At 57.6% G+C, this 26,060-nt stretch carries 23 protein-coding genes; 15 read left to right on the top strand and 8 right to left on the bottom strand.

Going from position 1 to position 26,060, the window contains the following annotated elements; genetic code table 11:
- Window positions 1–121: 121 nt before the first annotated feature.
- A complete protein-coding gene (locus tag ACTLLP_RS08295) occupies window positions 122–1,354 on the bottom strand; it encodes an HD domain-containing phosphohydrolase (protein ID WP_441058797.1) in 1,233 nt (410 codons plus the stop codon).
- Between the two features lie 206 nt (window positions 1,355–1,560).
- Between ACTLLP_RS08295 and ACTLLP_RS08290 the strand changes: the two genes are divergently transcribed.
- From ACTLLP_RS08290 to ACTLLP_RS08220, 15 genes are all read left to right on the top strand, one after another.
- A complete protein-coding gene (locus ACTLLP_RS08290; RefSeq protein ID WP_441058795.1) occupies window positions 1,561–2,697 on the top strand; it encodes an MFS transporter in 1,137 nt (378 codons plus the stop codon).
- Window positions 2,698–2,945: 248 nt separating this feature from the next.
- Window positions 2,946–3,575, top strand: a complete 630-nt coding sequence (gene prxU, locus ACTLLP_RS08285; protein ID WP_502361645.1) for a thioredoxin-dependent peroxiredoxin — start codon at window positions 2,946–2,948, stop codon at window positions 3,573–3,575.
- Between the two features lie 170 nt (window positions 3,576–3,745).
- On the top strand, window positions 3,746–5,164 hold the full coding sequence (locus tag ACTLLP_RS08280) for a sugar porter family MFS transporter (protein ID WP_441058791.1): 1,419 nt from the start codon (window positions 3,746–3,748) through the stop codon (window positions 5,162–5,164).
- Window positions 5,165–5,183: 19 nt separating this feature from the next.
- On the top strand, window positions 5,184–7,541 hold the full coding sequence (locus ACTLLP_RS08275) for a glycoside hydrolase family 15 protein (RefSeq protein ID WP_441058789.1): 2,358 nt from the start codon (window positions 5,184–5,186) through the stop codon (window positions 7,539–7,541).
- Between the two features lie 382 nt (window positions 7,542–7,923).
- On the top strand, window positions 7,924–8,637 hold the full coding sequence (locus ACTLLP_RS08270; protein WP_441058787.1) for a response regulator transcription factor: 714 nt from the start codon (window positions 7,924–7,926) through the stop codon (window positions 8,635–8,637).
- A gap of 85 nt (window positions 8,638–8,722) precedes the next feature.
- A complete protein-coding gene (locus tag ACTLLP_RS08265; RefSeq protein ID WP_441058785.1) occupies window positions 8,723–9,763 on the top strand; it encodes a sensor histidine kinase in 1,041 nt (346 codons plus the stop codon).
- A gap of 91 nt (window positions 9,764–9,854) precedes the next feature.
- Complete coding sequence (locus ACTLLP_RS08260; RefSeq protein ID WP_441058783.1) at window positions 9,855–10,610, top strand: ABC transporter ATP-binding protein; 756 nt, start codon at window positions 9,855–9,857, stop codon at window positions 10,608–10,610.
- A complete protein-coding gene (locus tag ACTLLP_RS08255; RefSeq protein ID WP_441058781.1) occupies window positions 10,607–12,730 on the top strand; it encodes an FtsX-like permease family protein in 2,124 nt (707 codons plus the stop codon). Before ACTLLP_RS08260 ends, ACTLLP_RS08255 begins: the two co-directional genes overlap by 4 nt.
- Window positions 12,731–12,853: 123 nt before the next feature.
- Entirely contained in the window at window positions 12,854–13,402 is a 549-nt protein-coding gene (locus ACTLLP_RS08250) for a LemA family protein (RefSeq protein ID WP_441058779.1), read from the top strand.
- A 14-nt stretch (window positions 13,403–13,416) separates the two neighbouring features.
- Window positions 13,417–14,337 (top strand): zinc metalloprotease HtpX, encoded by a 921-nt coding sequence (gene htpX, locus ACTLLP_RS08245; protein ID WP_441058777.1) that lies wholly within the window; start codon window positions 13,417–13,419, stop codon window positions 14,335–14,337.
- A gap of 102 nt (window positions 14,338–14,439) precedes the next feature.
- The gene (locus ACTLLP_RS08240; protein ID WP_441058775.1) at window positions 14,440–15,552 is read left to right on the top strand and encodes a copper amine oxidase N-terminal domain-containing protein; all 1,113 of its coding nucleotides are present in this window, start codon (window positions 14,440–14,442) and stop codon (window positions 15,550–15,552) included.
- Window positions 15,553–15,722: 170 nt separating this feature from the next.
- Window positions 15,723–17,429: a copper amine oxidase N-terminal domain-containing protein gene (locus ACTLLP_RS08235; RefSeq protein ID WP_441058773.1), complete on the top strand. Its 1,707-nt coding sequence runs from the start codon at window positions 15,723–15,725 to the stop codon at window positions 17,427–17,429.
- A gap of 214 nt (window positions 17,430–17,643) precedes the next feature.
- A complete protein-coding gene (locus ACTLLP_RS08230; RefSeq protein ID WP_441061658.1) occupies window positions 17,644–19,071 on the top strand; it encodes an ISLre2 family transposase in 1,428 nt (475 codons plus the stop codon).
- A 175-nt stretch (window positions 19,072–19,246) separates the two neighbouring features.
- The gene (locus tag ACTLLP_RS08225) at window positions 19,247–19,849 is read left to right on the top strand and encodes a hypothetical protein (RefSeq protein WP_441058771.1); all 603 of its coding nucleotides are present in this window, start codon (window positions 19,247–19,249) and stop codon (window positions 19,847–19,849) included.
- Between the two features lie 22 nt (window positions 19,850–19,871).
- Window positions 19,872–20,408: a ferritin gene (locus ACTLLP_RS08220; RefSeq protein ID WP_441058769.1), complete on the top strand. Its 537-nt coding sequence runs from the start codon at window positions 19,872–19,874 to the stop codon at window positions 20,406–20,408.
- On the opposite strand, the gene bioB is transcribed toward ACTLLP_RS08220, so the two are convergent.
- Genes bioB through bioF form a run of 7 tightly spaced genes read right to left on the bottom strand, consistent with a single transcriptional unit; the run spans window position 20,405 to window position 26,026 of the window.
- On the bottom strand, window positions 20,405–21,388 hold the full coding sequence (gene bioB, locus ACTLLP_RS08215) for a biotin synthase BioB (protein WP_441058767.1): 984 nt from the start codon (window positions 21,386–21,388) through the stop codon (window positions 20,405–20,407). The two genes, ACTLLP_RS08220 and bioB, sit on opposite strands and share 4 nt — an antisense overlap.
- Complete coding sequence (locus tag ACTLLP_RS08210; protein WP_441058765.1) at window positions 21,385–22,128, bottom strand: methyltransferase domain-containing protein; 744 nt, start codon at window positions 22,126–22,128, stop codon at window positions 21,385–21,387. The genes bioB and ACTLLP_RS08210 overlap by 4 nt, the downstream gene beginning before the upstream one ends.
- Window positions 22,125–22,694 carry an alpha/beta fold hydrolase gene (locus ACTLLP_RS08205; RefSeq protein WP_441058763.1) on the bottom strand — a complete coding sequence of 190 codons (570 nt, stop codon included), beginning with the start codon at window positions 22,692–22,694 and terminating at the stop codon, window positions 22,125–22,127. Before ACTLLP_RS08205 ends, ACTLLP_RS08210 begins: the two co-directional genes overlap by 4 nt.
- The gene (locus tag ACTLLP_RS08200; RefSeq protein ID WP_441058761.1) at window positions 22,619–22,780 is read right to left on the bottom strand and encodes a hypothetical protein; all 162 of its coding nucleotides are present in this window, start codon (window positions 22,778–22,780) and stop codon (window positions 22,619–22,621) included. Before ACTLLP_RS08200 ends, ACTLLP_RS08205 begins: the two co-directional genes overlap by 76 nt.
- Window positions 22,771–24,144, bottom strand: coding sequence for an adenosylmethionine--8-amino-7-oxononanoate transaminase (gene bioA, locus ACTLLP_RS08195; protein ID WP_441058759.1), 1,374 nt, complete (start codon window positions 24,142–24,144; stop codon window positions 22,771–22,773). The genes ACTLLP_RS08200 and bioA overlap by 10 nt, the downstream gene beginning before the upstream one ends.
- 1 nt (window position 24,145) lies before the next feature.
- On the bottom strand, window positions 24,146–24,874 hold the full coding sequence (gene bioD, locus ACTLLP_RS08190; RefSeq protein ID WP_441058757.1) for a dethiobiotin synthase: 729 nt from the start codon (window positions 24,872–24,874) through the stop codon (window positions 24,146–24,148).
- Window positions 24,875–24,877: 3 nt separating this feature from the next.
- Complete coding sequence (gene bioF / locus ACTLLP_RS08185; protein WP_441058755.1) at window positions 24,878–26,026, bottom strand: 8-amino-7-oxononanoate synthase; 1,149 nt, start codon at window positions 26,024–26,026, stop codon at window positions 24,878–24,880.
- Between the last annotated feature and the right edge of the window lie 34 nt (window positions 26,027–26,060).

The raw sequence follows: 26,060 nt of genomic DNA, 5'->3' as shown, positions 1-26,060 counted from the left end.
GTGAAAGGGGAAGGCCCTTCCAAGGGTGGGAGGAGGTAACCAGGAGTAAATTCCCTGTCGCGTAGGGAAGGAAGAGGCTGTCCCCAAAGTTAACCCGGGACAGCTTCTTCTCTTCATCCCCTCATTGCTTTTGCCTGCTGTTCTCCACCGCTAACCATAGTTCCTCGAGTTCTCGCCGGCTATCCATTAGGGCTTCAGTCACGGTGGGGTCCAGTTGACCTTGGCGCGCTTGTTCGCGAAGCGTTTTGAGGGCCTCTTCCCAAGAAAAGGCGGCCCGGTAAGGTCGGTTCTCGCGCAAGGCGGTGAAGACGTCGCTTACAGCCATAATCCGAGAGCCGAGGCAGAGTTCCTCCGCTGAGCGGCGAAAAGGGTAGCCTTGCCCGTTGAGCCGTTCGTGGTGGTGTGCCGCCCAGCGCACCAAGGGCAACTGCTCTTCCAGGGGCTGCAGCAACCAATAAGTGTAGTAAGGGTGAGCTTTGATCCAGTCCAACTCTTCCCTGGTCAGGGGTCCTGGTTTTTCCAGTATATCTCCGGGTACAGCAAGTTTGCCTAAATCATGCAACAGTCCGGCTGCTTCCATTAGCAAGCTTTCTTCGGAGCTCATGCCCAGTTGCCGGGATAGAAGGCGGGCGGTGACGGCCACCCTCTGGGAATGGTAGAAGGTAAAGGGGCTGCGGGTATCTACTGCTAGAGCGAAGAGCCGGGCTACCGGTATCACCTGGGGGATCTCGATCTTAGTCTTCAGATCGCTGGCCAGCTGTAGCAAGATCTCGGGCAGGAAGGGAGAGGCTAGGTCCAGCCAAAAACTCTCGCAGCGGGCCACGGCTCTGAAAGTTTCCACCAGCTGGGGGTCGAAAACCTTTCCCGACAGCGCTCCAATACTGTCAACGACGGACTGACTCTGATGCAGTATGTGCTCGTGGTCGCTGAGAAGCACCTCCACTCGGTCGGCCAAGTGAATGATACGGGACCCCAGAGGGATCTCCTCTCCTTGCTTACCGGAGGGATTGTTCCCTAGCCAATGGTCGTGGTGGTAAAGGACGAGCTCGGCCACTGAGGAGGGGAAGCCCGCTTCGGTGATAAGCCGGTGTCCTCGCTGGCAATGGCGCCAGGAATTGTGCAGATCGAAGATTTCCAGCGCGCTTTTCTCTTCCCAGGAAATCGCTCCGATATCGTGGGTAATCGCTGCCTGGAATAGTTGCAGGCGCTGTGACGCTGGCATTCCTATCGCTGTGGCCAGTCGCAGAGATATCAAAGTGACTCGCTGGTGGTGGCGCAGCAAACCTCGCTGTGAGAAATCCAGGGCCAGTGATAAATTGCTCAGTAGGCGGGCCAAGTCTATCGATGGTAACAACGCTTTACCTCCATCGGTGAACTATTGTAGCCCCTGTTACCAAGAGTTTTTTCGGTCCGATGTCCTGACCGCTTTAGCCTTGGGCTTTTCTCCCATCTTGCTGACTGGGAAGGCTGCGCGGTATGCTTTGATAAGAATTACAAGTGTAAATATGATCATTGGCGAATCGTTACAATTTCTGTAGCATAAAGGGAGGGAACAGTTAGTTGGGGGAATCGGGGCGGGAAAAGGATAGGGTTTCTCTTTTTCCCCTGTTGATAGCCAGCACTACTTTTTTTCTAAGCTATTACACCCGTCTCACCTGGAGTATTCTTTCTGTTTATATGCCCTTCCATCCCACTGTAACTCAGGATGCTCACGTGTTTGCTTTATACTTTTTAGGTTATGTGACTATGCAGGTGCCGGCGGGTTTTTTCTCCGATCGCTGCTCGGGTGGCAAAATAATAAGCGGGGCCATGCTGTTGCTGGCCCTGTCCACTTTTATTTCCGGAGGGGCGACCAGCGTGTATCACGAATACTTGGCCAGCCTGCTAATGGGAGTGGCAGCGGGATGGGTGTATCCGGCCTCGCTTAAGCTGATCGACAATTATTACCGTGTCAACCGCTCCCTGTACATCGGTTATTATAGCGTAGCTTGGCCTCTAGCAATCGTGGCTTCGGGCTTTTTTCTCCCTCCGATAGCTTTGCATTTAGGTTGGCGGTGGGGATACCTTTTGCCCGGCTTGCTCTGCCTGCTTTTCGCCGTTCTCAGCTTCCCTTTGGGTACGGAAAGCGGTCCGGGAAAAAAGATCAATTGGGGTCTGCTTAAAGATCGGGAAGTGCTGCTGGTCTCGCTGGGGGGATTCCTCTTTTTTCTCTCTTACTGGTCAATAACGCTGTACGCGTATAAATACTTTGTGTCAATAGGCATTAACCATGTTCTAGCGGGATATATATTCTCCGCCATGGCGGTGGTAGGACTATTCTCCTCTTCTATTTCCGGGCCGATAATCGACAAAGTGGGCTTGAAGCGCACGGTGGTATTGTCCTTGCTCCTTTACGGCCTTATTACCGCTGCTTTTGCCTGGGTTTTTCACTGGGTATGGCTTTTAGTGCTGGCTTTGGTTATGGGTTTTACGCGTTTTATCATCACGCCTGGCAACAATAATATTCTGGTGCGGATCGGCAAAGAAAATGTGGGCGCGGTAACCGGTATCGCCAATATGGTGTGGCAGTCCAGTGGCATGGTCGGGCCGCTCCTATCTGCTTTACTTATCCATAACCTGGGCTTCGCCTGGTTTTGGCCGGCTATTGGTGCGGTGGTTCTGCTTTCCATTGCCTTTTACGCGTCAATTCGACTTTAATACTTTTCTTTTCTTCGCTGCACTCCGTGTTCATAAGATTAACTTATGACTTTTATTATCAAAATTTATGTAGCAAATTGATTTAGTTTAGCAGGTAAGTCAAAATGTCTATAGAATAATAAGTATTGTGGGCTTACAGCTTCTGCTTAAGTTAAGATTATCTGGGAGGGTGAAGATTGGGCGAAATTGATGGTTGCGTTAAGCCGGCTCGGGGACCCATTGCGCCCGCAGATCCGGCGGTTTCCGGAGTGAAAAATTTAGTCAAGGCTGAGGAGGGATCTGTATTGCTAGCGCGTGTAGGGCAGGAGGCCGTCGATTTCGAAGCCAATGCTTATATTAAAGACGAGGGTTTTAAAACCCTAAAGCTTTCCGATTACCGCGGTAAGTGGATAGTGCTTTGCTTTTATCCGGGTGACTTCACCTTCGTTTGACCAACGGAGTTGACGGCAGTTGCCGTGCATTATCAGGAACTGAAGCATCTGGGGGTAGAAGTGCTGGCTGCCAGCACCGATAGTCGCTTTGTGCATAAGGTGTGGCAGGAACAGGAGCTCACCCGGATGGTGGAGGGAGGGGTGCCCTTCCCTATGCTGGAAGATGCCGGGGGTAAAATTGGTAAAGTTTACGGCGTTTACGATGAGGCGGCCGGGGTAGACATCCGGGGGCGCTTTATCATTGATCCCGACTTTGTCGTCCGGGCCATGGAGGTTTTGACTCCCGAGGTGGGGCGCAACCCGGAGGAACTTATTCGGCAGATCAAGGCTTTTCAGCATGTGCGGGCTACCGGTGAGGTCACGCCTTCGGGCTGGCAGCCGGGTAAGCCCACGCTCAAGCCCGGTCCGCAACTGGTGGGGAAAGTGTGGGAGATCTGGAGACCTTAGTGATCGGTTCTTATGGACTGCTTGTCTAGGGCGAGGCGTTACGTCTCGCCCCTTATATTCCGATGACGCTGAGCTTTGCTCTTAATCTTTGTATCAACTTAATGGGATTTTTAAGGTGGCGGTGGTAGAATAATTATGAAGTTAGACCCAGAGGGGGTAAACTCAGGAAAATGGGTCGCTACGGCGGAGGCAATTACCCTAACTCCCCGGCCACTAGCCCTCCCGGTTTGCTTTCCGGCATACCTTCTTCCCGGGAAGCTATTTTAAATCACGCCAGCCGGAGGCCATTGCGTCCCTTTGCTTATGTGGTGGCGGCGGTGGCCGCTATCGGTGGCTTTTTATTCGGGTACGATACCGGGGTCATTTCGGGAGCTCTCCTTTTCGTCAAGCAAGAATTCCAGATGAGCTATGTCCAGCAAGAAATCGCGGTGAGCTCCGTTCTAGCCGGAGCGGTTCTGGGTGCGGCTCTGGGAGGCAGGTTAGCCGATCTTTTCGGCCGCCGGCTGATGATGATTTTGACTGCCGTTATCTTTCTCACCTTTGCTTTTCTGACCTCCCTGGCGCAGAACGCTGTGCAGTTCATGGCGATGCGCTTCGTGGTGGGCCTGGCCATCGGAGTGGAAGCGCTTATCTCTCCCATGTACATTGCTGAAGTGGCACCGGCCAGCATCAGGGGCTCGCTGGTCACCCTCGATCAGCTGGCCATCACGGTGGGCGTGGCCGCCTCGTACCTGGTTGACTATCTGGTTTCCCCGAACTGGAGATCCATGTTCGCTCTGGCTGCAATTCCTGCTCTGGTCCTGGCGGTGGGCATGGTGCTTTTGCCGGAAAGCCCCCGCTGGTTGGTGGTCAGGGGGCGGTTGCGGAAAGCCTTGGCTGCGCTGCACCGGATCGACGGTAAGAAAGTGGCGCAGGAGGAATTGGAGCAAATAGAGGAGTCGATCAAGGAGGAGAAGTTCAGCTGGCGCGAGTTCCTGGGAACTCGCTGGCGCAAGCCGTTGCTCCTGGGGGTGGGCCTGGCCTGTTTTCAGCAGCTGACCGGCATCAATACCGTGATCTACTATTCCCCCACCATTTTTTCCCTTTCCGGCTACGGCCAGGCGGCTGCTATCGGTGCGGCGGCAGTGGTGGGGGCCATCAATATCCTATCCACCATCATCGCTTTCCTGCTGGTGGACAGGTGGGGGAGAAGGCCGCTTTTGCTCACGGGTATAAGCGGTATGGTCACCTCACTTTTATTGTTGGGCGTTTATCTGGGTTATCTGCACCTGGGGGGCTCCTTACTTGTATTGCTCCTGCTTTTCTACGTCTTCTCTTTTGCCATTGGTTTGGGACCGGTTTTCTGGCTTTTCATTTCCGAGATCTACCCTTCGCGCCTGCGGGGTACGGGAATGTCTTTCTGCAACGTGGCCAACTGGGCCACTAATCTGCTGGTTTCCTTGACCTTCCTCTCCCTGGTGCAACGGTTAGGCATGGGCAACACCATGTTTATTTACGCCGGCATGGGAGTGGCAGCTTTGCTCTTCGTTTACTACCTGGTGCCGGAAACCAAGGGAAAAACCTTGGAAGAGATCGAGCAGATGTTTTGAGTTAAGGAGGGATCGAAGCATGAAAGCCTTTGGTCAGCCGGGAGTCACCCCCAACTGGTCTTCGGCCAAAAAGATGGGAGTGGGAACGGCTCTGGAGGGGCATTCTCGCGTCTGGTTCACTCTGGCGGACGGGATCGTTACCGAAATCTATTACCCCACGGTGGATCAGGCCAACGTGAAGGATTTTCAGTTCCTGGTAGTGGAGGCTCAAAGGGGCCTTTTTTTGGAGGAAAAGAAGGCCGAACACCACGTGGAATACGTGGATCAGAGTCATTTCGCTCCTGCTTACCGTATCGTATCCACGGATAGGGATCGCTACTACCAATTGGTTAAAACTGTAATCACCAGCCCGGAAAGTGACGCCATGATAGTGCGAGTGGACTTCTCTCCCCTCCAGGAGGGGGATTTTCATCTTTACGCTTTGCTGGCCCCGCATCTGGAAAACTGCGATTGCCCTAACTCGGCCTACCTTAGAAATTACCGGGGTCGCTCCATGCTGCTGGCCCGGGGACGGCGAACTTTCCTGGCGCTGGCTTTTTCTGCACCGTTGCTGCGGGCCTCCTGCGGTTATGTGGGTTTTTCCGACGGCTGGCAAGATCTGAAAGCCCACCGGCGGATGGAATGGAGCTTCGATGAAGCTCCGGAGGGAAACGTGGCCCTAACGGCGGAAATAGATCTGAGTTCGGGATCTACTTTCACCGCCGCCTTGGCTTTTTCTGCCACAGAAGAGGGGGCCATGCACATAGCGCAAAGTACGCTTAACCGCGGGTTTGAGCGCTTGCTACAAAAGTACGTGGCCTCTTGGAATCGTTATTTGGAAAAACTAGATCCGGTTATGGAAGGGCGCGAGGCTAAGATTAGCGCAGCGGTTATTCGCTGCCACATGGACAAAAGCTTTCCCGGGGGGATTGTGGCTTCTCTTTCCATCCCTTGGGGAGAGAGCGCTTTCGGTAGCAATATCGGTGGCTACCATTTGGTCTGGCCCCGAGATCTGTGCAAGGCTGCCCTGGGCTTGTTGGCGGTGGGCGACCGGGAAGGTGCAGAGCAGACTCTCAATTATCTTAGCACCATCCAGAAAGAGGATGGAGGGTGGCCCCAGAATTGTTGGCTGGACGGGCGCCCATACTGGGGCGGGGTGCAGCTGGACGAAACCGCTTATCCCATACTGCTGGCTTACCATCTGGTGCGGCCCGAAAGCGGCGAGGGGGAAGAGCTCTACGGCCGGATGATCCGGAAAGCGGCCCTCTACCTTACCCGGAATGGCCCGGTTACCCCCCAGGATCGCTGGGAGGAAGACGGAGGTTATTCTCCCTCCACTCTGGCTATTTGCATAGCGGCTCTCACTGTGGCCAGCCTTTTCGCCAAGGGAGCTCGCGACTGGCGAGGGGCGCGCTATTTCCAGGAGGTGGCCGACTATTGGTGGAGCCAGGTAGATGCCTGGACGTACACCACTACGGGTAAGCTCCTGCCGGGAAAACCGGAGTATTACGAGCGGATCAACGCTGTTTATCCTGGGGATGAGCAGACCGAAGGCGATCCCAATAAGGGCTTCGTTCCTATCAAAAATCTGCCGCCCGACTTCCAGTCTCTCTACCCGAAGTACAACATTATCGATGGCGGTTTTCTAGACCTGGTGCGCCTGGGCTTGAAAAGGCCAGATGATCCCCATATTTTAAACAGTATAGAGGTGTACGACGCCCTCTTGAAGACGGAAACCGAGTTTGGGCCCGTTTGGCACCGGTACAACCACGATGGCTACGGAGAACAGGAGGACGGCTCACCCTATCGAGGGGTGGGGAGAGGTAGGGGTTGGCCGCTTTTAACTGGGGAGAGGGGGCATTGGGAGGTGGCGGCCGGGAGGTCGGCCCGCCCTTTTCTGGAGTTCATGGAGCGGTGCGCGGGGGAATGCGGGTTGATTCCCGAGCAGGTCTGGGACGCCGAGGCCATACCGGAAAAAGATCTCTATCCGGGAAGGCCCACCGGGTCAGCTCGCCCGCTGGTCTGGGCCCACGCCGAGTATCTCATGCTGTACCGAGCGGAGAAGACCAGGCAGATTTTGGAGCGTCTGGAGCCGGTGTACCGCCGATATGTGTTGGGATCACCCCAGGTGGATCTGGTCATTTGGAAGAGGAATCACAAAGTTAAGCGGGTTCCCCACAGTTATCGCTTACGGATCGAGCATGAGCGCCCGGGTGAGATCGCATGGAGCTGTGATGGCTGGCGGACCGAGACTACCCACCCCCTACAGGATTACGGTTGGGGCGAATACTATTTTGAATTCGCCGCTGACTCTTTTACTCCCAACACGCAGCTGGAGTTCCGCTTGCCTGGTGATGAAGGGGCTCCGCCTGCCACTTACTCGATACTTATCGAGTAGGAAAACTCGGCCAGCTGCTGGCGAAGTAGGTGTCTAATCTGTCCCGCCAAGCCGTCTAGGCAGCTGCGCTGCTCTTGAGGCTCTCTTCTCCCTTCCGGGCCAGCGTGGATTCGGCCTGAACTCCTTCTCTTCGTATGGGGTTGGCGCTGAAAGGGGAGCTGGAACGGCCGATTAGGGAACTTCGAGCTCCGGGGCCGAAATCTCCATGCTTTACCATCGCCCTAACACTGCTTTAAGTTCCGAGCCCTCCTTCTAAAGCCCTGCCTCACGGCTTATGGGGCTGGGTGAGGCGCTGGAGGAAAAGGGGCACGGTGCGGGTAATTTAAGATGGGGCCTTTTCTGAAAGGGATTTATCCATCCTGTGAGGTGAGGTTAACCCTCTATGTGCCGTTTGCTGCTGGTGGAGGACGACCAGGCCCTGGCCCGGCTTCTGGAAGGCGTGCTCAGCCGCTACGGCTACCAGGTTCGGGTGGCGGAAGGAGAAGAATTGGCCTCTCTAGAAGAGGTGGTGAAGCGGTTCCGTCCCCATCTCTTGCTCCTGGATGTGAACCTCCCCTTCTACGACGGGTTTTACTGGGTTCGCCGTTTGCGCTGCTTCACCAACATCCCTATCCTCTTCATCTCCGGCCGGGGCGACCCCCTGGACCAGATCCGGGGGCTGGAGCAGGGCGGGGACGACTATCTGGTTAAGCCCTTTACCCCGGAGTTGCTGGTGGCCAAGGTGGGAGCCCTTCTACGGCGGGCTCATGGGGAGCTGGCCGTGGGGGAAAAAGATCTCAGGGTCTACGGGGGGCTTACCTTAGATATGCGGCGGCAGGAGCTCAGCTATGGAGAGGTTCGGCTCTGGCTTACCCCCACCGAGACCAGGCTCATGGCCAGGCTCCTAGAAGCCCAGGGAGAGGTGGTTTCCCGGGAGGAGCTGTTCTTGGCCGCCTGGGACGATAATCAGTTTGTGGACGACAATACCTTGACGGTCAATGTGGGGCGTTTGCGAAAAAAGCTGGAACGCCTGGGCTTGCCCCGGGCCCTGGTGACCGTGCGGGGCTCAGGATACCGCCTGGCGCTGGTTCCTGGAGGGGAAAAGGACAGTGATTAGGAAAAATGCCTTTCGTTACCTGGGTTTTTACCTCGCGGACCACTGGCGCCTAATGCTTTTAGTTTCTGCGGGCCTCCTGGGAAGCATGTCGGTGTTTCTCCTGGCGGGCAAGCTTAACGGTTTACCTTACCTGGGGCGGGATGCCCTCTACGCCGGGGCAATGGCCTTGGCCTTTTTCTCCGGGGGATTTCTCTGGGAGGTGGCGGTCCGGTGGCCTTTCTGGCAAGCCCTGGAGCGCTGGAGTGGAGAGGGGGTGGGGGCGGGCCTGCCTCCGCCCCCAGCGCCCACCTGGGAAGGAAAGCTGGTAAGGGAAGCCCTCGCCCGTTGGGATAGGGCCTGGCGCCGTGACCAGGCTCAGCAGCGGGAAAAACTACTCTTTTACACCACCCTTTCCCTTAGGGCTGCCCACCACATGAAGACCCCTCTGCAAACCCTGACCCTCTTGCTCTTCGAGATGGACAGGGCCGTTAAGGAAGGAAAAGGGAAAGAATCCTGGCAGGTTTTGCGGTCAGCCTTCACCACAGAGATCAGTCGGCTTAACAGTTTGGCGGGCCAGATACTGCACGCCCTGCGCCTGGAAGACTCCTCCAAAGATTTCCTGCCCCAGCGCTTTAACCTGGTGGAGCTGGTCCGGGAGGTGGTCAACACCTACCGGGAAGATTGGGTGTGGAGGCGCATCTACCCAAGCTTCCAGGTGGAAGGGGAAGAAAAGGATTACCAGGTGTGCGGGGATCGCAAATGGGCCCACCTGGTTGTGGAACAGATAATAAAAAACGCCCTCCAGTACGGCCGCCGACCCCACCAGGAAACGGCCCGTTTTTGGATCTCCTTTTCCCAGAGGGAAAGGGCGTTCCAGGTGCGCTTCCGGGATGAGGGTTGGGGTATTCTACCAGAGGAACTGGGGAGGATCTTCGACCCCTTTTTCACCGGCGCAGCGGGCCGCAAAGCGACGGGGGCCACGGGGATAGGGCTTTACCTGGCCCGGGAAGGTGCCCGCCGGATAGGGGCGGAGATCCAGGTGGCCTTCTCTGCGCCGGGTCAAGGAACCGAGTTTGTCCTGAACTTTCCCCAGCCCCAGTATCTAAGCCCCGCCCTGGAAGACGATGCCCAGGTGACAAAATTGTAAGGCTGGCGGTGGGCTCTGTCACCTTCAGCTAAGGTAAACCTCCTTCCCGGGCTCTACAATGAAAGCGAGACCTTCGGGGGAGGTGTTGCAATTGCCCTTTTTAAGGGTGCGGGACTTGCAGAAGATATACCGGAGCAAAGGGGGAGCCTCTCATACCGCCTTGGCCGGGGTTAGTTTCGACCTGGGAGAAGCCAGTTTCACGGCCGTTATGGGGCCCTCGGGGAGCGGCAAGACCACCCTCTTAAATCTCATCGCGGGGCTGGATCGCCCCACGGGGGGAAGCATCCAGTTTCGGGGAGAGCCGCTGGAGGAGCTGGGGGAGGAGCAGCTTTCCGCCTACCGGCGCCGCCATCTGGGTTTTGTATTTCAAGACTACCAGCTCCTGGACCCCCTCACGGTGGAGGAAAACGTGCTTTTACCCCTGATCCTGGAAAGACCTGCAGGGGAGGAGGCCTTCTCCCGGGTTCACCAGGTCCTCCGAGCGGTGGGCCTTTCCGATAAGCTGCGCAGCTTCCCTTTCGAGCTCTCCGGCGGGGAGCAGCAACGGGTGGCCATTGCCCGGGCAGTGGTGCACAGACCCTCCCTCTTGCTGGCGGATGAGCCCACCGGCAACCTGGATTCCCACACCAGCCGGGTTATCATGGACATCTTCTGCCGTTTAAACCAAGAGGAAGGGGTAACCGTCCTGATGGTCACCCATGACCCCCTGGCGGCCAGCTACGTCCAGCGGGTGCTGCTCCTGCGGGATGGGCGGATACACGGGGAGTTGAGGAGTGGCGGGGACCGGAGGGAGTTTTACCGGCGCGTCCTGGAGGCCCTGGCCTCGCTGGAGGAGGCGGTGGTATGACCTGGCAGCGCCTCTGGATTCGCCTGTTTTACCGCCGTCCCCGGCCCTATCTGGGATACCTGGCCACCGCGGCTTTCTCCGTCACCCTTTTTTATCTTTTCCAGAGCCTGGGCCTGACCATGAAAGGGCTGGTGGGGATCTATGGCCGCGACTACCTGGTGGGATTGCTCCGCCTAATGAAAAACCTCACTTTTCTTTTTGCCCTGGGCACGGTATTTTACTTTCACCGGCTCCTGTTACAGTCGGAGAGTCCCAGCCTAGGGCTGCTGGCCACCCTGGGGTTGTCCCCTAAAGGGAGGAGGGCTCTGGTGTGGTTGGAAAGCGTGATGCTGGGCACAGGAGCCTTGATAACGGGTCTCTTGGCGGGCATTTTTTTGGAACCCTTATTGCTCCTGGCGGCCAGCGTGATCCTCAAAATGCCGCAACGCCTGCCCTACATCTTCAGGGCAGAACCCCTGGTCATAACCTGCATCTTTTTTACCCTGCTCTTCGCGGGGGAGGGGTTTCTCACCGCCTGGTGGGCGGTCAAGCGCTGGCCCAAGCAGCTTCTGGCTGCTTCCCGGGGCGTGGAGGAAGTGACTCCCGCTTCCCTGCCCCGAGCGCTCAAAGGGTTTACCCTCCTGGCCCTGGCTTACGTGCTGGCCGCGGTCGTTCATCCCTGGATCTTCCGACAGGCGCAGGATAGCAACCTCGGAATCTTGGTGGTTTTGTGGCTGGCCTTGGCCCTGGTTCTCTTAGGCTTGGTCCTGGGAGGGGGATACCTTACCCTGGCCGAGGGTTTTCGCTGGTGGTGGAGGAGCACCGCAGGGAGGAGAAACGCTCAGGGGCTTCTGCTGCGGGCGCGGCTTTCGGCCCGGGTCAAGAGCCACGCAGCTGCCGGCGCGGTCATAGCCTTCCTCCTGGCCGCGGTGCTCACCGCCGGCAGCCTCTTGGTGGGGATGCATTTTGTCTTGCTGCAGTGGACCTGCTTCGAGAACCCCATACCGGTCCAGTTAACTCCCATGTCCCCTCAGGAGGTGGCCCCGCTGGGGAAGGCGGCGGAGGAAGTGGAGAGGGAGCTCCAGGAAGGCGGGTTTTCCCCGGTGGAGAGGTTAAACCTGGAGGTGATCCGGGCCAAGGCCGTCCTGCCTTCCTGGGAACAGACAGGCGAACCGGAAAGGAGCCAGCTGGAAAAAGGGATAGAGATCATCCGGGCCCGGGATTACCAGCGCCTTATCCACCTCATAGAGCGGTACCTTCCCACCCTCAGGGGGCTTTACCCCTCACTTCCGGAATTGAAACCCGGTGAGGCCTTCGCCCTCCGGGCTGAGAGCTCTCTGCCCGAGTGGCTGAAAAAGGGAGGGCGGATCTCCTTTATTCCCGTCCAAGACGGGGAAGATTATCGCAAGCTCACTCCGGAAAGTCTCAAGCTCTCCGGTCGCCCCCGCCTGGAAGTGGAAATAGCGGGCAGCGCGGCAGTTCCTGCCCAACTGGCCGACACCAGCCGAGCGGGCTTTCCCTTTATCACCTTCCTGGTGGTGGATGACCGGACCTTTGCCGGATTTTTGGAGCAAGGAAAACCTCATATCTGGACCTACCCGGTAGTGGCCCTCTTCTACCCCCGGTGGCAGGAGAGCCACGCCGTGGTCTCCGCCCTTAAGGATGTGGAGAACTCCTATCCCCAGGTGGCGGTGAATACCCTGGCCGACGCCTACGCCAACAGGTATCAATACGCCGTGGGGCTCCTTTTCACCTTGGCCCTTTTAACCCTCCTCTTCACCCTGGCCAGCGTCACCGTGGTCTACTTTAAACTCAGGGAGGGACGGGAGCGGGATCTCTACCAGGTGGCTGCCTTGCGCCGCCTGGGAGCTCCTCAATCTCTGTTAAAGGGATTGTTGGGGCGGGAAGCCTTAAACCTAATTCTTCTTCCCTGGCTCCTGGCTCTGGCCCATAGCTTCTTTGCCCTCTGGGACTGGCTTCCCACCGCCCGGGCTATGTGGCTCAGCGCCGAAAATGTGGATCTCGCCCGCCTCATCTGGACCACCTGGGCCAGTTTAGCTGCGGGCACAGCCCTTATCTATTTTGTTCTGGGCCTGATCCTGGGCAGAAGCTACGCCGGGGAGCTCCTGAGGACGGATTAGCGCGGGTTTGAAGGAGATAATATCCCGGAACCCCAAGGCGATTGACGGCTTGCCGGGCGAGGAAAGCTGTGGTATGCTCGTTAGCGGTTAGCTTTAACTATTCTGGAAAGGAGCGTTCGCCAAATGCTAGGGTATATAGCGCTGGGCATAGTCCTGGCAGTGGCTCTCTACGCCGTCCTGGTTTACAACGGGTTGGTGCGCTACCGCAATTGGATCCAGGAATCCTGGGCTCAGATCGACGTGCAGCTGAAGCGCCGCCACGATCTCATCCCCAATTTGGTGGAGACGGTTAAGGGCTACATGAAGTACGAGCAAGAGACCCTAGCCAAGATCGTCGAGATGCGGAGCCGTCTGATCCAAGGAACTCCGGAAGAGCGCATGGAGGCCAACCAGGAGCTGGGTGGAGCGCTGCGGCACCTTTTCGCCCTGGCCGAGGCCTACCCCGACCTCAAGGCCAACACCACTTTCCTGCGCCTGCAGGAAGAGCTCACCACTACGGAGAATAAGATCGCTTACGCTCGCCAGCTGTATAACAAGACGGTGGCGGAGTACAACATCCGGCGGGAGGTCTTCCCGGCCAATATCTTGGCTTCGCTTTTCGGCTTTCGGAGGGTGGAGCAGCTCGCCATTCCCGAAGAGGAGCGGGAAGCCCCGCAGGTCAAGCTCACTTAGGGCGGGTCTAGGTGATGGCTATGATCTTGTACGAGGCCCTGCGGCGGAACCAGCGCCGCACCTATCTGCTCATGGGCTTTTTCGTGCTCCTCCTAGCCTCGGTGGGGGCGGCGGTGGGCTACGTCATGGGAGATACCCGCCTGGGGTTGGGCTTGGGATTGATCTTCGCCGCCTTTTACCTCCCCTTCACTTACGCCACCGCATCCTGGCAGGTGCTGAATCTGGCCGGAGCGCGTGAAGTTTCCGAGGAAGAGTACCCGGAACTGCACCACGTGGTGGAGGAGCTGGCCCTGGCTGCCCGTATGCCCAAACCTAAAGTTTACGTGGTGGACGATCCGGCCCCTAACGCCTTCGCCGTGGGCCTGCGTCCGGAGGCGGGAGCGGTGGCCTTCACCACCGGCCTCCTCCAGCTCCTGGATCGGGAAGCACTGGAGGGGGTGGCGGCGCACGAACTCTCTCACCTTCGTAACGGCGATTCCCGCCTCATGACCCTGGCCATCGCCCTGGTGGGGGTGATCGTGCTTCTATCTGACCTGGGGCAACGCTTGCTTTTCTACGGGGGGCTTTTTGGGGGAGAGCGGGAGAGTCGGCGCGACCGGGACCGGAGCGGCTTGGATGCGCTGCTTTATGTGGTGGCCGTATTGCTGCTTTTGCTGGCTCCCCTGGCGGCGGTGCTCACTCAATTTGCTCTTTCCCGCAACCGAGAATTCCAGGCCGATGCCTCGGCGGTGGATTTGACCCGCAACCCGCAGGGCCTCATCAAGGCTCTGACCTTGCTCAAGGAGCATCACGCTACGGTCGAGCGGGCCACCCCCGCCACCGCCGGCATGTACATCGTGCATCCCTTCAAGGAAGGGGAAGGAAGCTTCTGGGCTGGCCTCTTTTCCACCCACCCGCCCATCGAAGAGCGCATCCGCCGGCTGCAGGAGATGTAGCTCGCGAAATTTTTTTACTTTTTATTTACCACCGGCAGGATTTGACATCCCAGCAGGCGAACTCTTGCCTGAGGAAATCTTTAACCTTCGGGAGGGACGAGGATGAAGGCAACGAAATGGTGGCTCCTGCCGGTGATGCTGGCGCTCTTGGCGGTGGGGGCGGTGGCCGTTTGGGGCGCCGACACCGTCAAGCTGGTGGTGAACGGCAAGGAGATTAAGCCCGATGTCCCGCCGGTCATTTCCGGCGACCGGGTGCTGGTGCCGGTGCGTTGGGTGGCGGAGGCTCTCAAGTGTCGGGTGGACTGGGACGGGCGCACTTCCACCGTCTATATTTCCAACGATTTGGAGCGGCGTCTGGAGCTCCTGGAGAAAGCTTTGGCCCCGGCCACCCCGCGGGCGGCGGTGGAGGAGTGGGCCCGGGGGGTGCAGACGCGCAATGGTGCGCTGCAGTACGCCCTTTTTTCTCCCGAGCTCCGGCAGCAGAAGTATGCCGATTTCGCCAGCCTGGGATGGGTGACTGGCACTTCCAGCCCCTGGGTGGAAAAGTATGGGGTGATCAAGGAAGTGTCCTTGCCCGGTGGGAAATGGCTCTACGAGGTTAAATTCGACTTCATGACTTCTACTGGGCCTGCGGGCTCCCAGGTGATGTGGGTTACAGTGGCGCCCTGCGACCAGCATTGGTGCGTGGCCAACCTGGAAGTGGATCCGGTGCTGGAGGAGCTCCAGGGACGGGCGGCGGACCTTCTGAAGGAGATGTACCAGCACTACCAGCTTTTAAACCTGGCCATCAACTGCCTGTCCTTTGCCCGTGAGGGCAAGCAGGCGGAGGCCATTTTCGCCACCCAGGTGCATTACCGGATAGGGGTAGCGTCTCCCTCGGAGTGGCCGGTGCAGAAGGGACGCATCAGGTTTCTGGAGGAGAACCGGAGTAAACTCACCCCGGAACAAATCCGCCAGGTAGAGGAAAAGATCGCCTTCTGGGATCAGGAGCTTCGACGGGATATGCAGCAGCCGGAGGAGGCCAACCTCTTCCTCAAGGTTGTGGCGGAGCTCAACGATCGGGGCGAGGTTTTGCCCGCCACGGTGAAGTTCTTCTACCAGGACCCGCTGGGGAACTACCTCCCCTTCAACAAGCAGGATTGGCCCCAATTCGCCAGCGCGGCCGAACTGGAGCGGCAGGGTTACGATGAGATGCGCCAGCTGGTGGGCTGGTAAAATATTCTTCTAGTGATAAAGTGCATAAGGCCAAGAAAGGGCGAAATTTGTTGGAACTTTGCCCTTCACAAGCGCTTTTATGGCATACTTTGCACCTTAAACCATTCTTGACCGTCTAGTTGTTTTTTAATTAACATGAAAACAAACTGTAACCATGGGAGGGAAAATTGGTGCGGAGAAGGACATTCCTGGTGATCACCCTTTCGTTGTGGCTTTGCCTCAGCCTGGCTTTCGGCGCTGCGGCGCAGACCTCTTCTCCTCAAGCGATGCTGCTTGACCAGCTCAAGGATCTCTCGACCCCTTATCCTGGCGAGTTCTACGACAAGTCCACCAGCAAGGGGCAGTTAAAAATCACGCGCTTCTCGGGCAGTCTGGCTGAGATGACGGGGCTTAAGCTTCAGGGAGCGGTCATCGATCTGGATAGCAAGCTTAACGCCTCCGAAAAGAAGATGGCTATAGACATGCGGGTCAACTTGCAGGGGCATACTTACCCGGTGCGCGCGTACCTCGACGGGGATAAGGTGATCTTGGACAAAAGCTTCCTGGAGCTTTTGCGGCACATGCTTCCGCCGGAAGCCGGCCCTTCCGAAGACGAGTTGCGGCTCTTACCTACCTACCTTTACGTTCAGGGCCCGGAGCTCGGTGACATATGGAAGAATATAAGTTACTACCGCGAACAGCAGATGCCCCCCGAGCTCAAAGAGCTTCTGCGCTTCTTCCTGGAAGCCATTCCTTCTAAGTATTTCCGGGTAACGCCCACCCAGTTTACCCTGGAACTCGACCAGGCCGGCTGGGAAGAGACGCTGGGCAACTTGGTAGAAAAGGTGAAGAACGAGAAGGAACGCTTCGCCGAGCTGGTAGCCAATTTCGTTTCCTCTTCTGGTGCGACTGTGAGTCTGGGGCCCGCGCCCAATTCGATGTTTACCAGAGCCGTGATGCCGTCCGATCTCGATCCGAAAAAGATGAGGGAACAGCTCAAAAGGGACATCGTCCAGAAGATCGACGAGGCGGTGAAGGCGGGCGATTATCCCACCCGGGCGGACGCGCATGAGCTGGCCCAGAACTTCCGCCTCCAGGAGTTTTGCTACCGGGCTTCGCTCCTGCCTGGCGGGACCAAGGAGCTGAAGGCGGCCTGGACCTTCGTCGATGAGGGCAAGACGCTGGGTGGGCTGGAGATTAACAGCAGCTGCGTCGGCACCAGAGGGGACTCGCGGAGCAACACTGCTTTGAAGCTTCACCTGCTACTGCCCGAAGGGCTTCGGATTAGCGGGGAGCTGGCAAGCAATGCCCTTATCCAAGGCCAGCAAGCCAATTCGCATGTAACTATTACCGCCAGGGCGGTGGACGAAAAGACGGGCAAAGTGCAGTTAGATCTAGAGTTGGTGGGGGACAGCACCGACCGGGTTGACCCCAATGTGAAGGTGGAAACTCCTCAACTAACTCCGGAGAACAGCGTTAACCTGGAGACGATCGCGCCCACCCCGCCCCCCACGCCGGTGACACTTCCTCACCCGGCCAACGTGATCCTGGAGCTCAACGGCCAGCTCTTCTTCGCCGAACCGCCGGCCTTTATCGACCAGAATAACCGCACCATGGTGCCGGCGCGGGCCTTGATGGAGGCTTTGGGTTGCCAGGTGAATTGGAACCCGGTCAACCGGGAGGTTACGGTTACCAAGGGGGATAAGGTTATCAAGATGTACATCGACCAGAAGGCCTACTCGGTCAATGGCGTAACCAAGAAGATGGACACCGCGCCCATCATTGTGGGCGACCGCACCTTTGTGCCCCTGCGCTTCGTAGCGCAGGAGATGGTGGGGGTCCGGCTGGAGGTGGGCCAGGAGCACGGTTTGACCGTGGTCAATATCCTGACTCCCTAGCCTCTTTCTTCCCTCTTCGCCTGGAGGGGGCTGCCTCGCTTAAGCGAGGCAGCCCTTTTGCGTTGCAGATAAAACACTTACCGATTAGATTGATGAGAGCGTACAATTTCAGTAGGTGACGGAGGAGGTTCATGAAGGAGGAGACCTCGCCCCTCACAGACAACTTTCATGGACTGAAAGAAGGAGCGAGGAGGAGCGAGGTCCGATGCAAACCATTTCAAATATTCAACCTCTGGTGGACCAGATCCTTCTTTTTGGAGAAAAAATCAGCGAATTGATCACCGGTTGCCGCGACTTTTACCAACTCGAGAAGGAAGTGCAGAGGCGGTCTTTAGAAATGTCCCTCGGAATTTTCGCCTGGGTTCTGCAAGAGATAGACACCCACCTCATGAACGCGAGGGACAAGCGAGTTTGGGAAGTAGTGGGGTTCAGGGAAAGGACCTTAGTCACCAGCTTTGGAGAACTCAAAGTAAAGAGGCGGCTTTACCGGAACAAGCAAACGGGGGAAGCCAAGTTTCTTCTTGACCAGGCCTTGGGCTGGTCGGAGAGATCCCGGTGCACACCGCGCTTGAAAGAGATGGCGGTGAAGCTAGGGGTGGACATGCCCTTCAGGCGAGCGGCAGAAATTCTAGGCTATCTTGTTCCGGGGATCAGCCCCATGGCGGTGTGGCAGGCCGTGCAGGAAGCAGGAGAAGCGCTCAGGCAGGAAGGAGAGTCCAGGAGAGAAGCCGTTTTTGAGAAGGGAGAGACACCCGGAGGTAAAGAGAAGACCTCCAGGCTTTACATAGAGGCCGACGGGATGGTGATAAGACTCCAGAGGAGCGAAGAGAAAAGGAAAGAGGTAAGACTCTTTGTGGCTTACACGGGCAAAGAGGAAGTTGGAGGTGGACGGAAGGCTTTAAAGGACAAGCTGGTAATGAGCGGTGTAGGCGAAGGGGAGAGGATGTGGGAGGAAGTTTACTCTGGGGTAGCGAGCCGGTGGGACATGGGCCAGGTGAAGGAAATATACCTTGGGAGCGACGGGGCGGAGTGGGCCAAGCAGGGGGTAGATTACTTCCCCGGGGCAGTGCACGTTTTGGATCCTTACCATTTGAACCGGCGGCTCGTAGAGGCATTTTGGCACGACGAGGAGACTTACAACGAAGCCAAGCAGGCCATAGCTTCGAGGGAGTGGGAGAGGGTGGAAGAGGTTCTGAACAAAGCAGTGAGGGGAGTTCGGGGAGTCAGGAAGAAGAGGATAGAGGGGCTTTGGCGCTATTTGAAAGAGAACTGGTCTGGGATAATTACTTCTCCTGGTACTGAGCGGTTGGGGACCATAGAGGGGCAAGTGTGGCACGGGGCAGGGTGGCGGATGAAGAGGATAGGAGCGAGCTGGACGGAGGCAGGAGCAGACAGGATGGCGCGGGTTTTGTCGGCGCGGTCCAACGGGGAGCTAGAGAAGTACACTTCTCGGTGGGAGTTAAGGCTGGCCGGGCAGGAGCATCTGGCCCAGGCGGTGCAGGTGGAGGTGAAGCGGAAGGTAGAGGAAGCGAGGAGTTGGCTTAGAGCAGGGTTGCCGGCACTGAAAGGGCCCTCTGCCGGAGCTCCATGGGTGAAGTATGTGCTGCGGGAGTTGAGCCGGCCTAGCTTTGAGCTAGCTTGAGCCTGGTCGAGGCGGGATTGAGGCGGCGTGGTCTCAAATTCCAGGAAATTTCCTCTCCGAGTTCACCTACTAACTCTTGACGCACACTAGATTGATTTTGAACTTGTTTTTATAAGGGTTTTAATTTATAATGCAAGTTAAGTGTCTTCCAATTACAGGAAAAGGGGGTTTGAAGGTGTCTAAGCTGAGTTTAGAGGAACAGTTTACCTTGCGGGCTTTGACTGGGCGAGTAGTGGGGGAAGCGCTGGTCCGTCTTTACCGCTTGCGCGGAAGTCTAGGGTTAGTGACCAACAAAACCTATATTTGCGCTAGCCTCACTGGCGCGGTAGGAGCCGCCTTCCTCACCCGCTTAGGGGGCTTGGCTCGCGTGGTGACGGTGGTGACCGAAAAACCCGAAGAAACCAAGGAGGCAGTGGCTAAGCTTAAGGGAACCGACCTGGTGATGGTTACCTACGGCGGTGAAGTTGGACCGGAGGTCAATTATCCTTTGACGCGCGCCTTTTTGGAGGCGGCGGCCGAGGCTAATTCGCCCTTTGACCTGTTTTTCCACGTCCGCATCTGGGCACCGGGTTTTGTGACCAAAGCTTTAAAGGAGTCTCCACGACTGGCCGAGTATTTATCGGGCAAAAATCTGGGCACCTTCACTTTTGACCTGGAGCGAGGGCTTTTCCTCTTTCACCGCGTGCGAATCAGCGGCCAGGAAGAAGCTGGGTTGGAGACATTGGCCGCGGTTCCCCTGAGTTGCGAGCACCTAGATCTTTTAAAGCGCAGCCTGTAAACGCTGGTCAGGAGGGTGAAAAATGACTCTTTCCGAGCGCATGTTCGATGCTATAACCGAGCAAATCAAATGGGAGTTTTACTCGGCTTACCTTTACCTTTCCATGGCGGCCTTTTTTGAGGCCAGGCCTATGGAAGGGATGGCCCGTTGGATGAAGTCTCAGAGTGTAGAAGAGATGGTCCACGCTTTCAAGTTCTACAATTTTGTCCATGATCGGGGTAGAATGACGGTTTTGCGAGAGATCCCTGCTCCTCCTTCAGGCTGGGATTCGCCTCTGGAGGTATTCGAGGAAGCCCTTAAGCACGAGCAAGAGGTTACCCGCCGCATCAACGAGCTCATGAACCTGGCCGTAGAGGAGAAAGATCATGCTTCCCAGATTTTCTTGCAATGGTTCGTAACCGAACAGGTGGAGGAGGAGGCCTCTTTCACTGCTGTTGTGGAGAAGCTGCGCTTGGTCCAGAATTACCCCCAAGCTCTGTTCGCTTTAGATCGAGAGTTGGGGGCCAGGGTGATTGATCTTGCTCCTCTCTCGTTAGAAATCGCCGGCGCGGCGACTTAGAAACCGGGTTCCATGCCCAGGTCGGCCAGAAGCTTTAGATCCCGCTCTATCCCCTGGCCTGGGGTGGTGAGGTAGCTCCCCGTGATCATGCCGTCCACCCCTCCCCAGAGTCCCAGACTCTGCGCATCCCTGAGATTAAACTCCCTGCCCCCGGCGTACCGCAGGGCCACGTGGGGCAGGAGGAAGCGGAAAATAGCCAGGGAGCGCAGGATCTCCTCCGGAGGGAGCGGAGGCTGGTTCTCCAGCGGCGTGCCGGAGATAGGGTGCAGGATGTTTACCGGCACCGAGACCACGGGGAGCTCCCTTAGGGCCAGGGCCAGTTCCCAGCGCTGGGCGGGGCTTTCCCCTAGACCTATTATCCCCCCGCTGCAAAGTTCTAGGCCGGCCTCTGCGGCTGTCCAGCAGGTAGCCACCCGATCCTCGAAACGGTGGGTGGTGCAAATGCGGGGGAAAAAGCTGGGAGATGTTTCCAGGTTGTGGTGGTAGCGATCCAGCCCCGCCTCCTTTAGTTCCAGGGCCTCTTTCCGATTCAAGGCTCCCAGGGAAGCGCAAACTTTGAGCCCTGGGAGCTCCTTTTTTAAGAGGCGTATCAGGCGGCAAAGCCGCTCGAAGTCTTTACCCGGGCGAGGACCGCTGGTGACGAGACTAAAACGCCGGATTCCGGCCCGGTAAACCAACCGTGCTTTCTCCAGCACCTCCTCTTCTGGCAAGAGGGGGTAGGAAGGAGCTCTGGTCTTATAGTGAACTGACTGGGCGCAGAAGCGGCAGTCTTCCGGGCACCTGCCCGAGCGGGCGTTGACAATGGCGCAGAGGCTTACCTTATTCCTCCGGAACTTAAGCTTTATGAGGTGGGCAAAGCCCAGGAGCAAAGGGGTGTATTCCGGAGGCAGGGAAAATAGTTCTTCTGCTTCTTTACTACCTATGTTTTCTCCGGCCAGCACCCGCTCGGCCAGGCTTTGCAGGCGCACAAGCTCTTTCATATTCCGGCCACCACCAGAGCCAGATTCCAGACGAAGGGGAGGCGTTCGTAACGGGAGGCCAGGTGGAAAAACCTGGTTTCGGCCAGGGCGGCGCGGTCGCCGAAGAGGAAGTAAAAGCTACCGCGAATGCGCAAAAGCAGGGTCAAAAGAGCGGGAGGATGGCTCTCTTCCAGCATGAAGGGAGTCATGGAAAGATAAGGGAAGTAGGCAGAGAACTCCCGGTAGAGCCGAGCAGGTTTCATCTGTCTTCCTGGTCTTTTCCCAGTTCCCACTTCCCGGCCGACCTGTAGCAGAAGCCGGTTTCCTTCTGCTCTCTCCTGGCCGCTTACGGGTATGGAAAAGGCCACCTTTCCGCCGGGTGCTAGGCAGCTTTTTACTACCGCCAGGGTTCCCGGAGGAAACCAGTGATAGCAGACATTTCCAAAGACGAAGTCGAACTTTTCTCCCAGAGTTCCCACTTTTTCGGCCGGCAGGAGGAGGTAGCGGGTGCGGGGAAAGGCACGGGCGCGGTTGTAGCGGAGCATATCGATCGCCGGTTCGGTCACGGTGAGCCAAGCTTCCGGATAAGAAGAGCGTAAAAGAGCGGTGGCGGTACCGGTACCGGCACCTAATTCCAGGATGCGGCCAGGCTTGCCCTCTACTTTCTCCAGGAGGGCGGCGGCAATTTGGCGGTAGAAGTGCTCATTGAGAGGAGAGGCGTAGAGGGAAGCCCACTGCTGAAAGAGGGCAGGGGCGTTCATCTTCTCTCCCTTCTTTCCCGGATGAAAGTTTCCAGAAGGGCGTAGGTTGCTGGTGCTTGGGGAAGGTTCAGATGATCGGTCCCTTTTACCACTTCCACCTGCCATCCCCGGCGGCGGGCAAGTTCGGCAGCTTCCCGGCAGGTGGCTAGGTCGCGGGCTGCCAGGAGCAACATTCCTTCCGGCGGCCAATGTAAGGGGAGGGAGTTCAGGGCCGAGCTCAGGCCCTCTAGAGGCTTCTCCTCCCGGACCCAGCGGGCGCGCAGCACCCGGAGCATCTGGGTCCGGGATCCGGAAAAGGAGGCTTTAAGCGGTACCGAGAGCAGGAAAAAATGATGGGCGTCCAAGCAGAGGGCCAATCTTCCTCCCAAACTGTGCCCCACTGCCCAGGTAAAACCCTCCTCTTTAAGAGCTCGGCCGAAGGCCGGGAGGCTTTCTCCGGTCAAAGGCGTCAGGTTTTTTCCGTGGCCCGGCAGGTCGGGGACGAGGGCTTTTATTCCCGCCTTTGCCAGCGCAAGTCCCAGGCCCAGTACTTCTTCTTTGTGACTCCCATAGCCGTGCAGGACCACTCCCTTATCCCTTCCTCCCACGGGGGAATTACCCAGTAAGCGGGAGCGCCGGCGAAGGTGGTTTCAGTAACTTCTGCTACTCGCACCGGGAAGTGACCTCCCGGATGCTTTCCTTTACCACCCGGCAGAGTCTTACCAGTTCTTCTTCCGTTATGGCTAGCGGGGGCATGAGTACCACTACGTTCCCTAGAGGGCGGATAATCACCCCTTTTTCTCTAGCCTTGAGGATTACCCGGTGTCCCATGCGCTGAGCCCAAGGATAAGGCTCCTTGGTCTTCTTGTCCTTCACCAGCTCTATGCCCACCATGAAGCCCACCTGTCTTACGTCTCCCACGTGCTCTTCTTCTCGGATCTCCGCCAGCAGAGAAGCTAGTAGCTCTATTTTGGGGGCGAGCCTTTCCAATACCCGGTTCTCTTCGAACAGGCGGAGGTTGGCTAGGGCCACCGCACAGGCGAGAGGATTTCCGGTGTAGGTATGCCCGTGATAGAAGGTCTTGTTTTCCGCATAGTCGGCGTAAAAAGCCTGGTAAATTTCTTCGGTTACCAGCGTGGCTGCTAAGGGGAGGTAGCCTCCCGTTATTCCCTTGGCCAGCACCATGAGGTCGGGGACTACCCCTTCGTGCTCGCAGGCGAACATCTTTCCTGTACGCCCAAAGCCGGTGGCCACCTCATCTGCGATGAGGAGGAGGGAGTAGCGGTTGCAGATTTCTCGGAGGTGCCGCAGGAAGCCGGGGGGCCAAGGGATCATGCCGGCGGCAGCCTGGATGGCCGGCTCGATGATTACCGCTGCCAGCTCCCGGTGGTTTTCCTTTACTACTTCTTCCACGGCCCGGAAGCAGTCGCGGGAGCAAGAGCCGGAATCCTCGTGCCCGTAAGGGCAGCGGTAGCAGTAGGCGCTGGGGACTTTAATTGCCGGAACCACTAGAGGACCGTAAATGTGGTGGAAAAGCTCTATTCCTCCTACTCCCACCGCTCCCAGAGTGTCCCCGTGGTAGGCGTTGTAAAACGAGAGGAAGTGCTTCTTCTCCTTCACGCCTTTGTTCTGCCAGTACTGGAAGGAGATCTTCAGGGCGATTTCCACGCCGGTGGAACCGTTATCAGAGTAAAAGACGTGGCTTAGTCCCTTAGGAACTATTTCTAGTAGCTTGGCCGCCAGCAAGATGGAAGGGACGTTGCCTATTCCCAGCAGGGTGGAGTGGGCGATGCGCTCCAGCTGCTCCCTTATGGCCTGGTCTAAAGCGGGTACCCGGTGGCCGTGCACGGTTACCCACAAGGAGCTCACCCCGTCCAGGTAGCGGCGTCCCTCGATGTCGATTAAATAGCAGCCCTCTCCTACTACTATGATGGGCGCATCTTCCTTTTCGTACTCTTTCATCTGGGTAAAGGGATGCCAGATGAGGGTCTTATCCCACTCTTTTAGCCGGCGAATTTCTTCTGGGCTAAAGCGCACTTTACTTCTCTTCCCCCTTACCAAAAAGTCGTAAGCGCTCCAGGAGTTCCGGGTGCTGGCGGGTGACCTCGGCGGCCACCTCCTCCAGTAGCTTCTGGTCTGTGGATGAAAGGTCGAGCCCTTCTATCTCAGGAACCAGGGCCAGCACCGGCAGGCCACTAAAGCTGGCAATAGTCCGAGGGTTGTCCTTGGCTACCGGGTCGGGGTTAGTGCGGGGGTAGCGGTTGATGACCACTCCTGCTACGCTGAGGCCCGCTTGCAGGGCGGTGGCTAGAGTAAGCAGCGTGTGGTTGATGGTTCCCAGTCCCGAGCGGGCTACTACTAAGAGGGGGAGTCCCAAATCCCGGGCCAGATCGGCTATTAGGTAAGAAGGTCCCAGGGGAACCATAAGCCCTCCCGCTCCCTCTACTATCACCGCGTCGTAGTACTTGGCCAGGTAGGCGTAGCACTCGCTGATGACATCACGCCTTATCTGGCGCCCGGCCAGGCGTGCGGCCAGGTGGGGGGAGAAGGGCTCTTTAAAGACGTAGGGGCAAGTGATGTCCTGGGGCTCGTCAAGTTCTAAAATCCGGGCTACGAAAGAGGGATCCGCGTTTCCTCCGGTGGCTACCGGTTTGAGGTAAGCTGCCCGCGCTCCCTGCTGCCGGTAGATGAGGCCTAAAAGGGCGCTTACCACCGTTTTCCCCACTTCGGTATCCGTTCCGGTCACAAAGAGAGAAGGTAGCTTCAAGCTTCAAACCTCCTTTAGCGTTTCGGCCAGCGCCTTTAAGAAAGAGTTTACCTCATACGGGGTGTGCAGGGCATTCACCGATACCCTGAGCCGGGCCGTGCCCGGAGGCACCGTAGGAGGCCTTATGGCGGGAACGTAGAACCCCTTGGCGAAAAGGAGAGAAGCTACCTTCAGAGCCCGTCCTTCGCTTCCCAGGACCACGGGGAAAATCGGGGTCTCCCCGCTTGCCGGGAGGCCCAGGGCTTTTAACCCCTCGGCCAGCCGGGAAATATTGGCTCGAAGGCGGGCTTGTGGCTCAGGATCTTCCTCCAGGACGCGCAAGGCGGAAATCGCGGCGGCTACCACCGGCGGGGGAAGGGAGGTGGAAAAGATGAAAGAGCGGGCGCGGTTTAGAAGAAAATCTATCAGGTTTTCGTCTCCCGCTACGAAGCCGCCGGCGGCGGCCAGGGCCTTGGAAAGGGTGCCCACGATGATGATCCCTTCCGGGTCTACCCCCTGCGCGGCCAGCGTGCCCCTGCCTTGTGGCCCTAGCACTCCTGTACCATGGGCGTCGTCCACGATAAAAATGAGTTCTTCCCGGCGGGCCAGCGTGGCCAGTTCCGCCAAAGGGGCGGTGTCGCCGTCCATGGAGAAAACCCCTTCGGTAACCAGGAAACGTCGCCTGCCCCGGTGCCGGGATAGCAGGAGTTCGAGGTGGTCGATATCGTTGTGGCGGAAACGGACAAGTTTCGCTCCGCCAAGCTTAATTCCGTCCAGCAAGGAGGCGTGGGCGAACCGGTCGACGAAGACCACGTCTTTCGGACCAGTTATAGAGGACATCAGTCCCACGTTGGCACTGTAGCCGGAGGGGAAGAGGAGAGCGCGGGCAGTTCCTTTAAAGCGAGCCAAGCGGTCGGCCAGTTCTTGGTGCAGTTCGGTGTAGCCGCTTATTAGGGGAGAAGCGCCGCTTCCCGTGCCGAAACGCGCAACTGCTTTCTGGACGGCGGCTATTACCCTGGGGTGGTGAGTAAGCCCTAGATAGTTGTTGGAGCAGAAAAGAACCATCCCTCTGCCCCTCGATAGAGCGCGGTGCGGGGCTAGAGGCAAGAGAGGGTGGAGGTAACGCCTGAGCTTCTTCTCCTCCATTTTTCGAAGCTCTATCTCCCACAACATCGGTGTTGACCTCTCCCCCAAATAGTAAACCTAG

It is taken from the genome of Desulfothermobacter acidiphilus, assembly GCF_052073645.1.
Lineage (GTDB): Bacteria > Bacillota > Desulfotomaculia > Desulfotomaculales > Ammonificaceae > Desulfothermobacter > Desulfothermobacter acidiphilus.
Note: the sequence above shows the minus strand (reverse complement) of the source record. Positions and strands in the feature narration are given on the sequence as shown.

What these genes read in the sequence shown, in the direction of transcription:
- htpX (WP_441058777.1), top strand. Translation starts at nt 13,417, where the DNA reads ATGGCTATGATCTTGTACGAGGCCCTGCGGCGGAACCAGCGCCGCACC.
- ACTLLP_RS08280 (WP_441058791.1), top strand. Translation starts at nt 3,746, where the DNA reads ATGGGTCGCTACGGCGGAGGCAATTACCCTAACTCCCCGGCCACTAGC.
- ACTLLP_RS08240 (WP_441058775.1), top strand. Translation starts at nt 14,440, where the DNA reads ATGAAGGCAACGAAATGGTGGCTCCTGCCGGTGATGCTGGCGCTCTTG.
- ACTLLP_RS08210 (WP_441058765.1), bottom strand. Translation starts at nt 22,128, where the DNA reads ATGAACGCCCCTGCCCTCTTTCAGCAGTGGGCTTCCCTCTACGCCTCT.
- bioF (WP_441058755.1), bottom strand. Translation starts at nt 26,026, where the DNA reads ATGTTGTGGGAGATAGAGCTTCGAAAAATGGAGGAGAAGAAGCTCAGG.
- ACTLLP_RS08220 (WP_441058769.1), top strand. Translation starts at nt 19,872, where the DNA reads ATGACTCTTTCCGAGCGCATGTTCGATGCTATAACCGAGCAAATCAAA.
- ACTLLP_RS08265 (WP_441058785.1), top strand. Translation starts at nt 8,723, where the DNA reads ATGTCGGTGTTTCTCCTGGCGGGCAAGCTTAACGGTTTACCTTACCTG.
- ACTLLP_RS08270 (WP_441058787.1), top strand. Translation starts at nt 7,924, where the DNA reads ATGTGCCGTTTGCTGCTGGTGGAGGACGACCAGGCCCTGGCCCGGCTT.
- ACTLLP_RS08250 (WP_441058779.1), top strand. Translation starts at nt 12,854, where the DNA reads ATGCTAGGGTATATAGCGCTGGGCATAGTCCTGGCAGTGGCTCTCTAC.
- ACTLLP_RS08275 (WP_441058789.1), top strand. Translation starts at nt 5,184, where the DNA reads ATGAAAGCCTTTGGTCAGCCGGGAGTCACCCCCAACTGGTCTTCGGCC.
- bioB (WP_441058767.1), bottom strand. Translation starts at nt 21,388, where the DNA reads ATGAAAGAGCTTGTGCGCCTGCAAAGCCTGGCCGAGCGGGTGCTGGCC.
- ACTLLP_RS08255 (WP_441058781.1), top strand. Translation starts at nt 10,607, where the DNA reads ATGACCTGGCAGCGCCTCTGGATTCGCCTGTTTTACCGCCGTCCCCGG.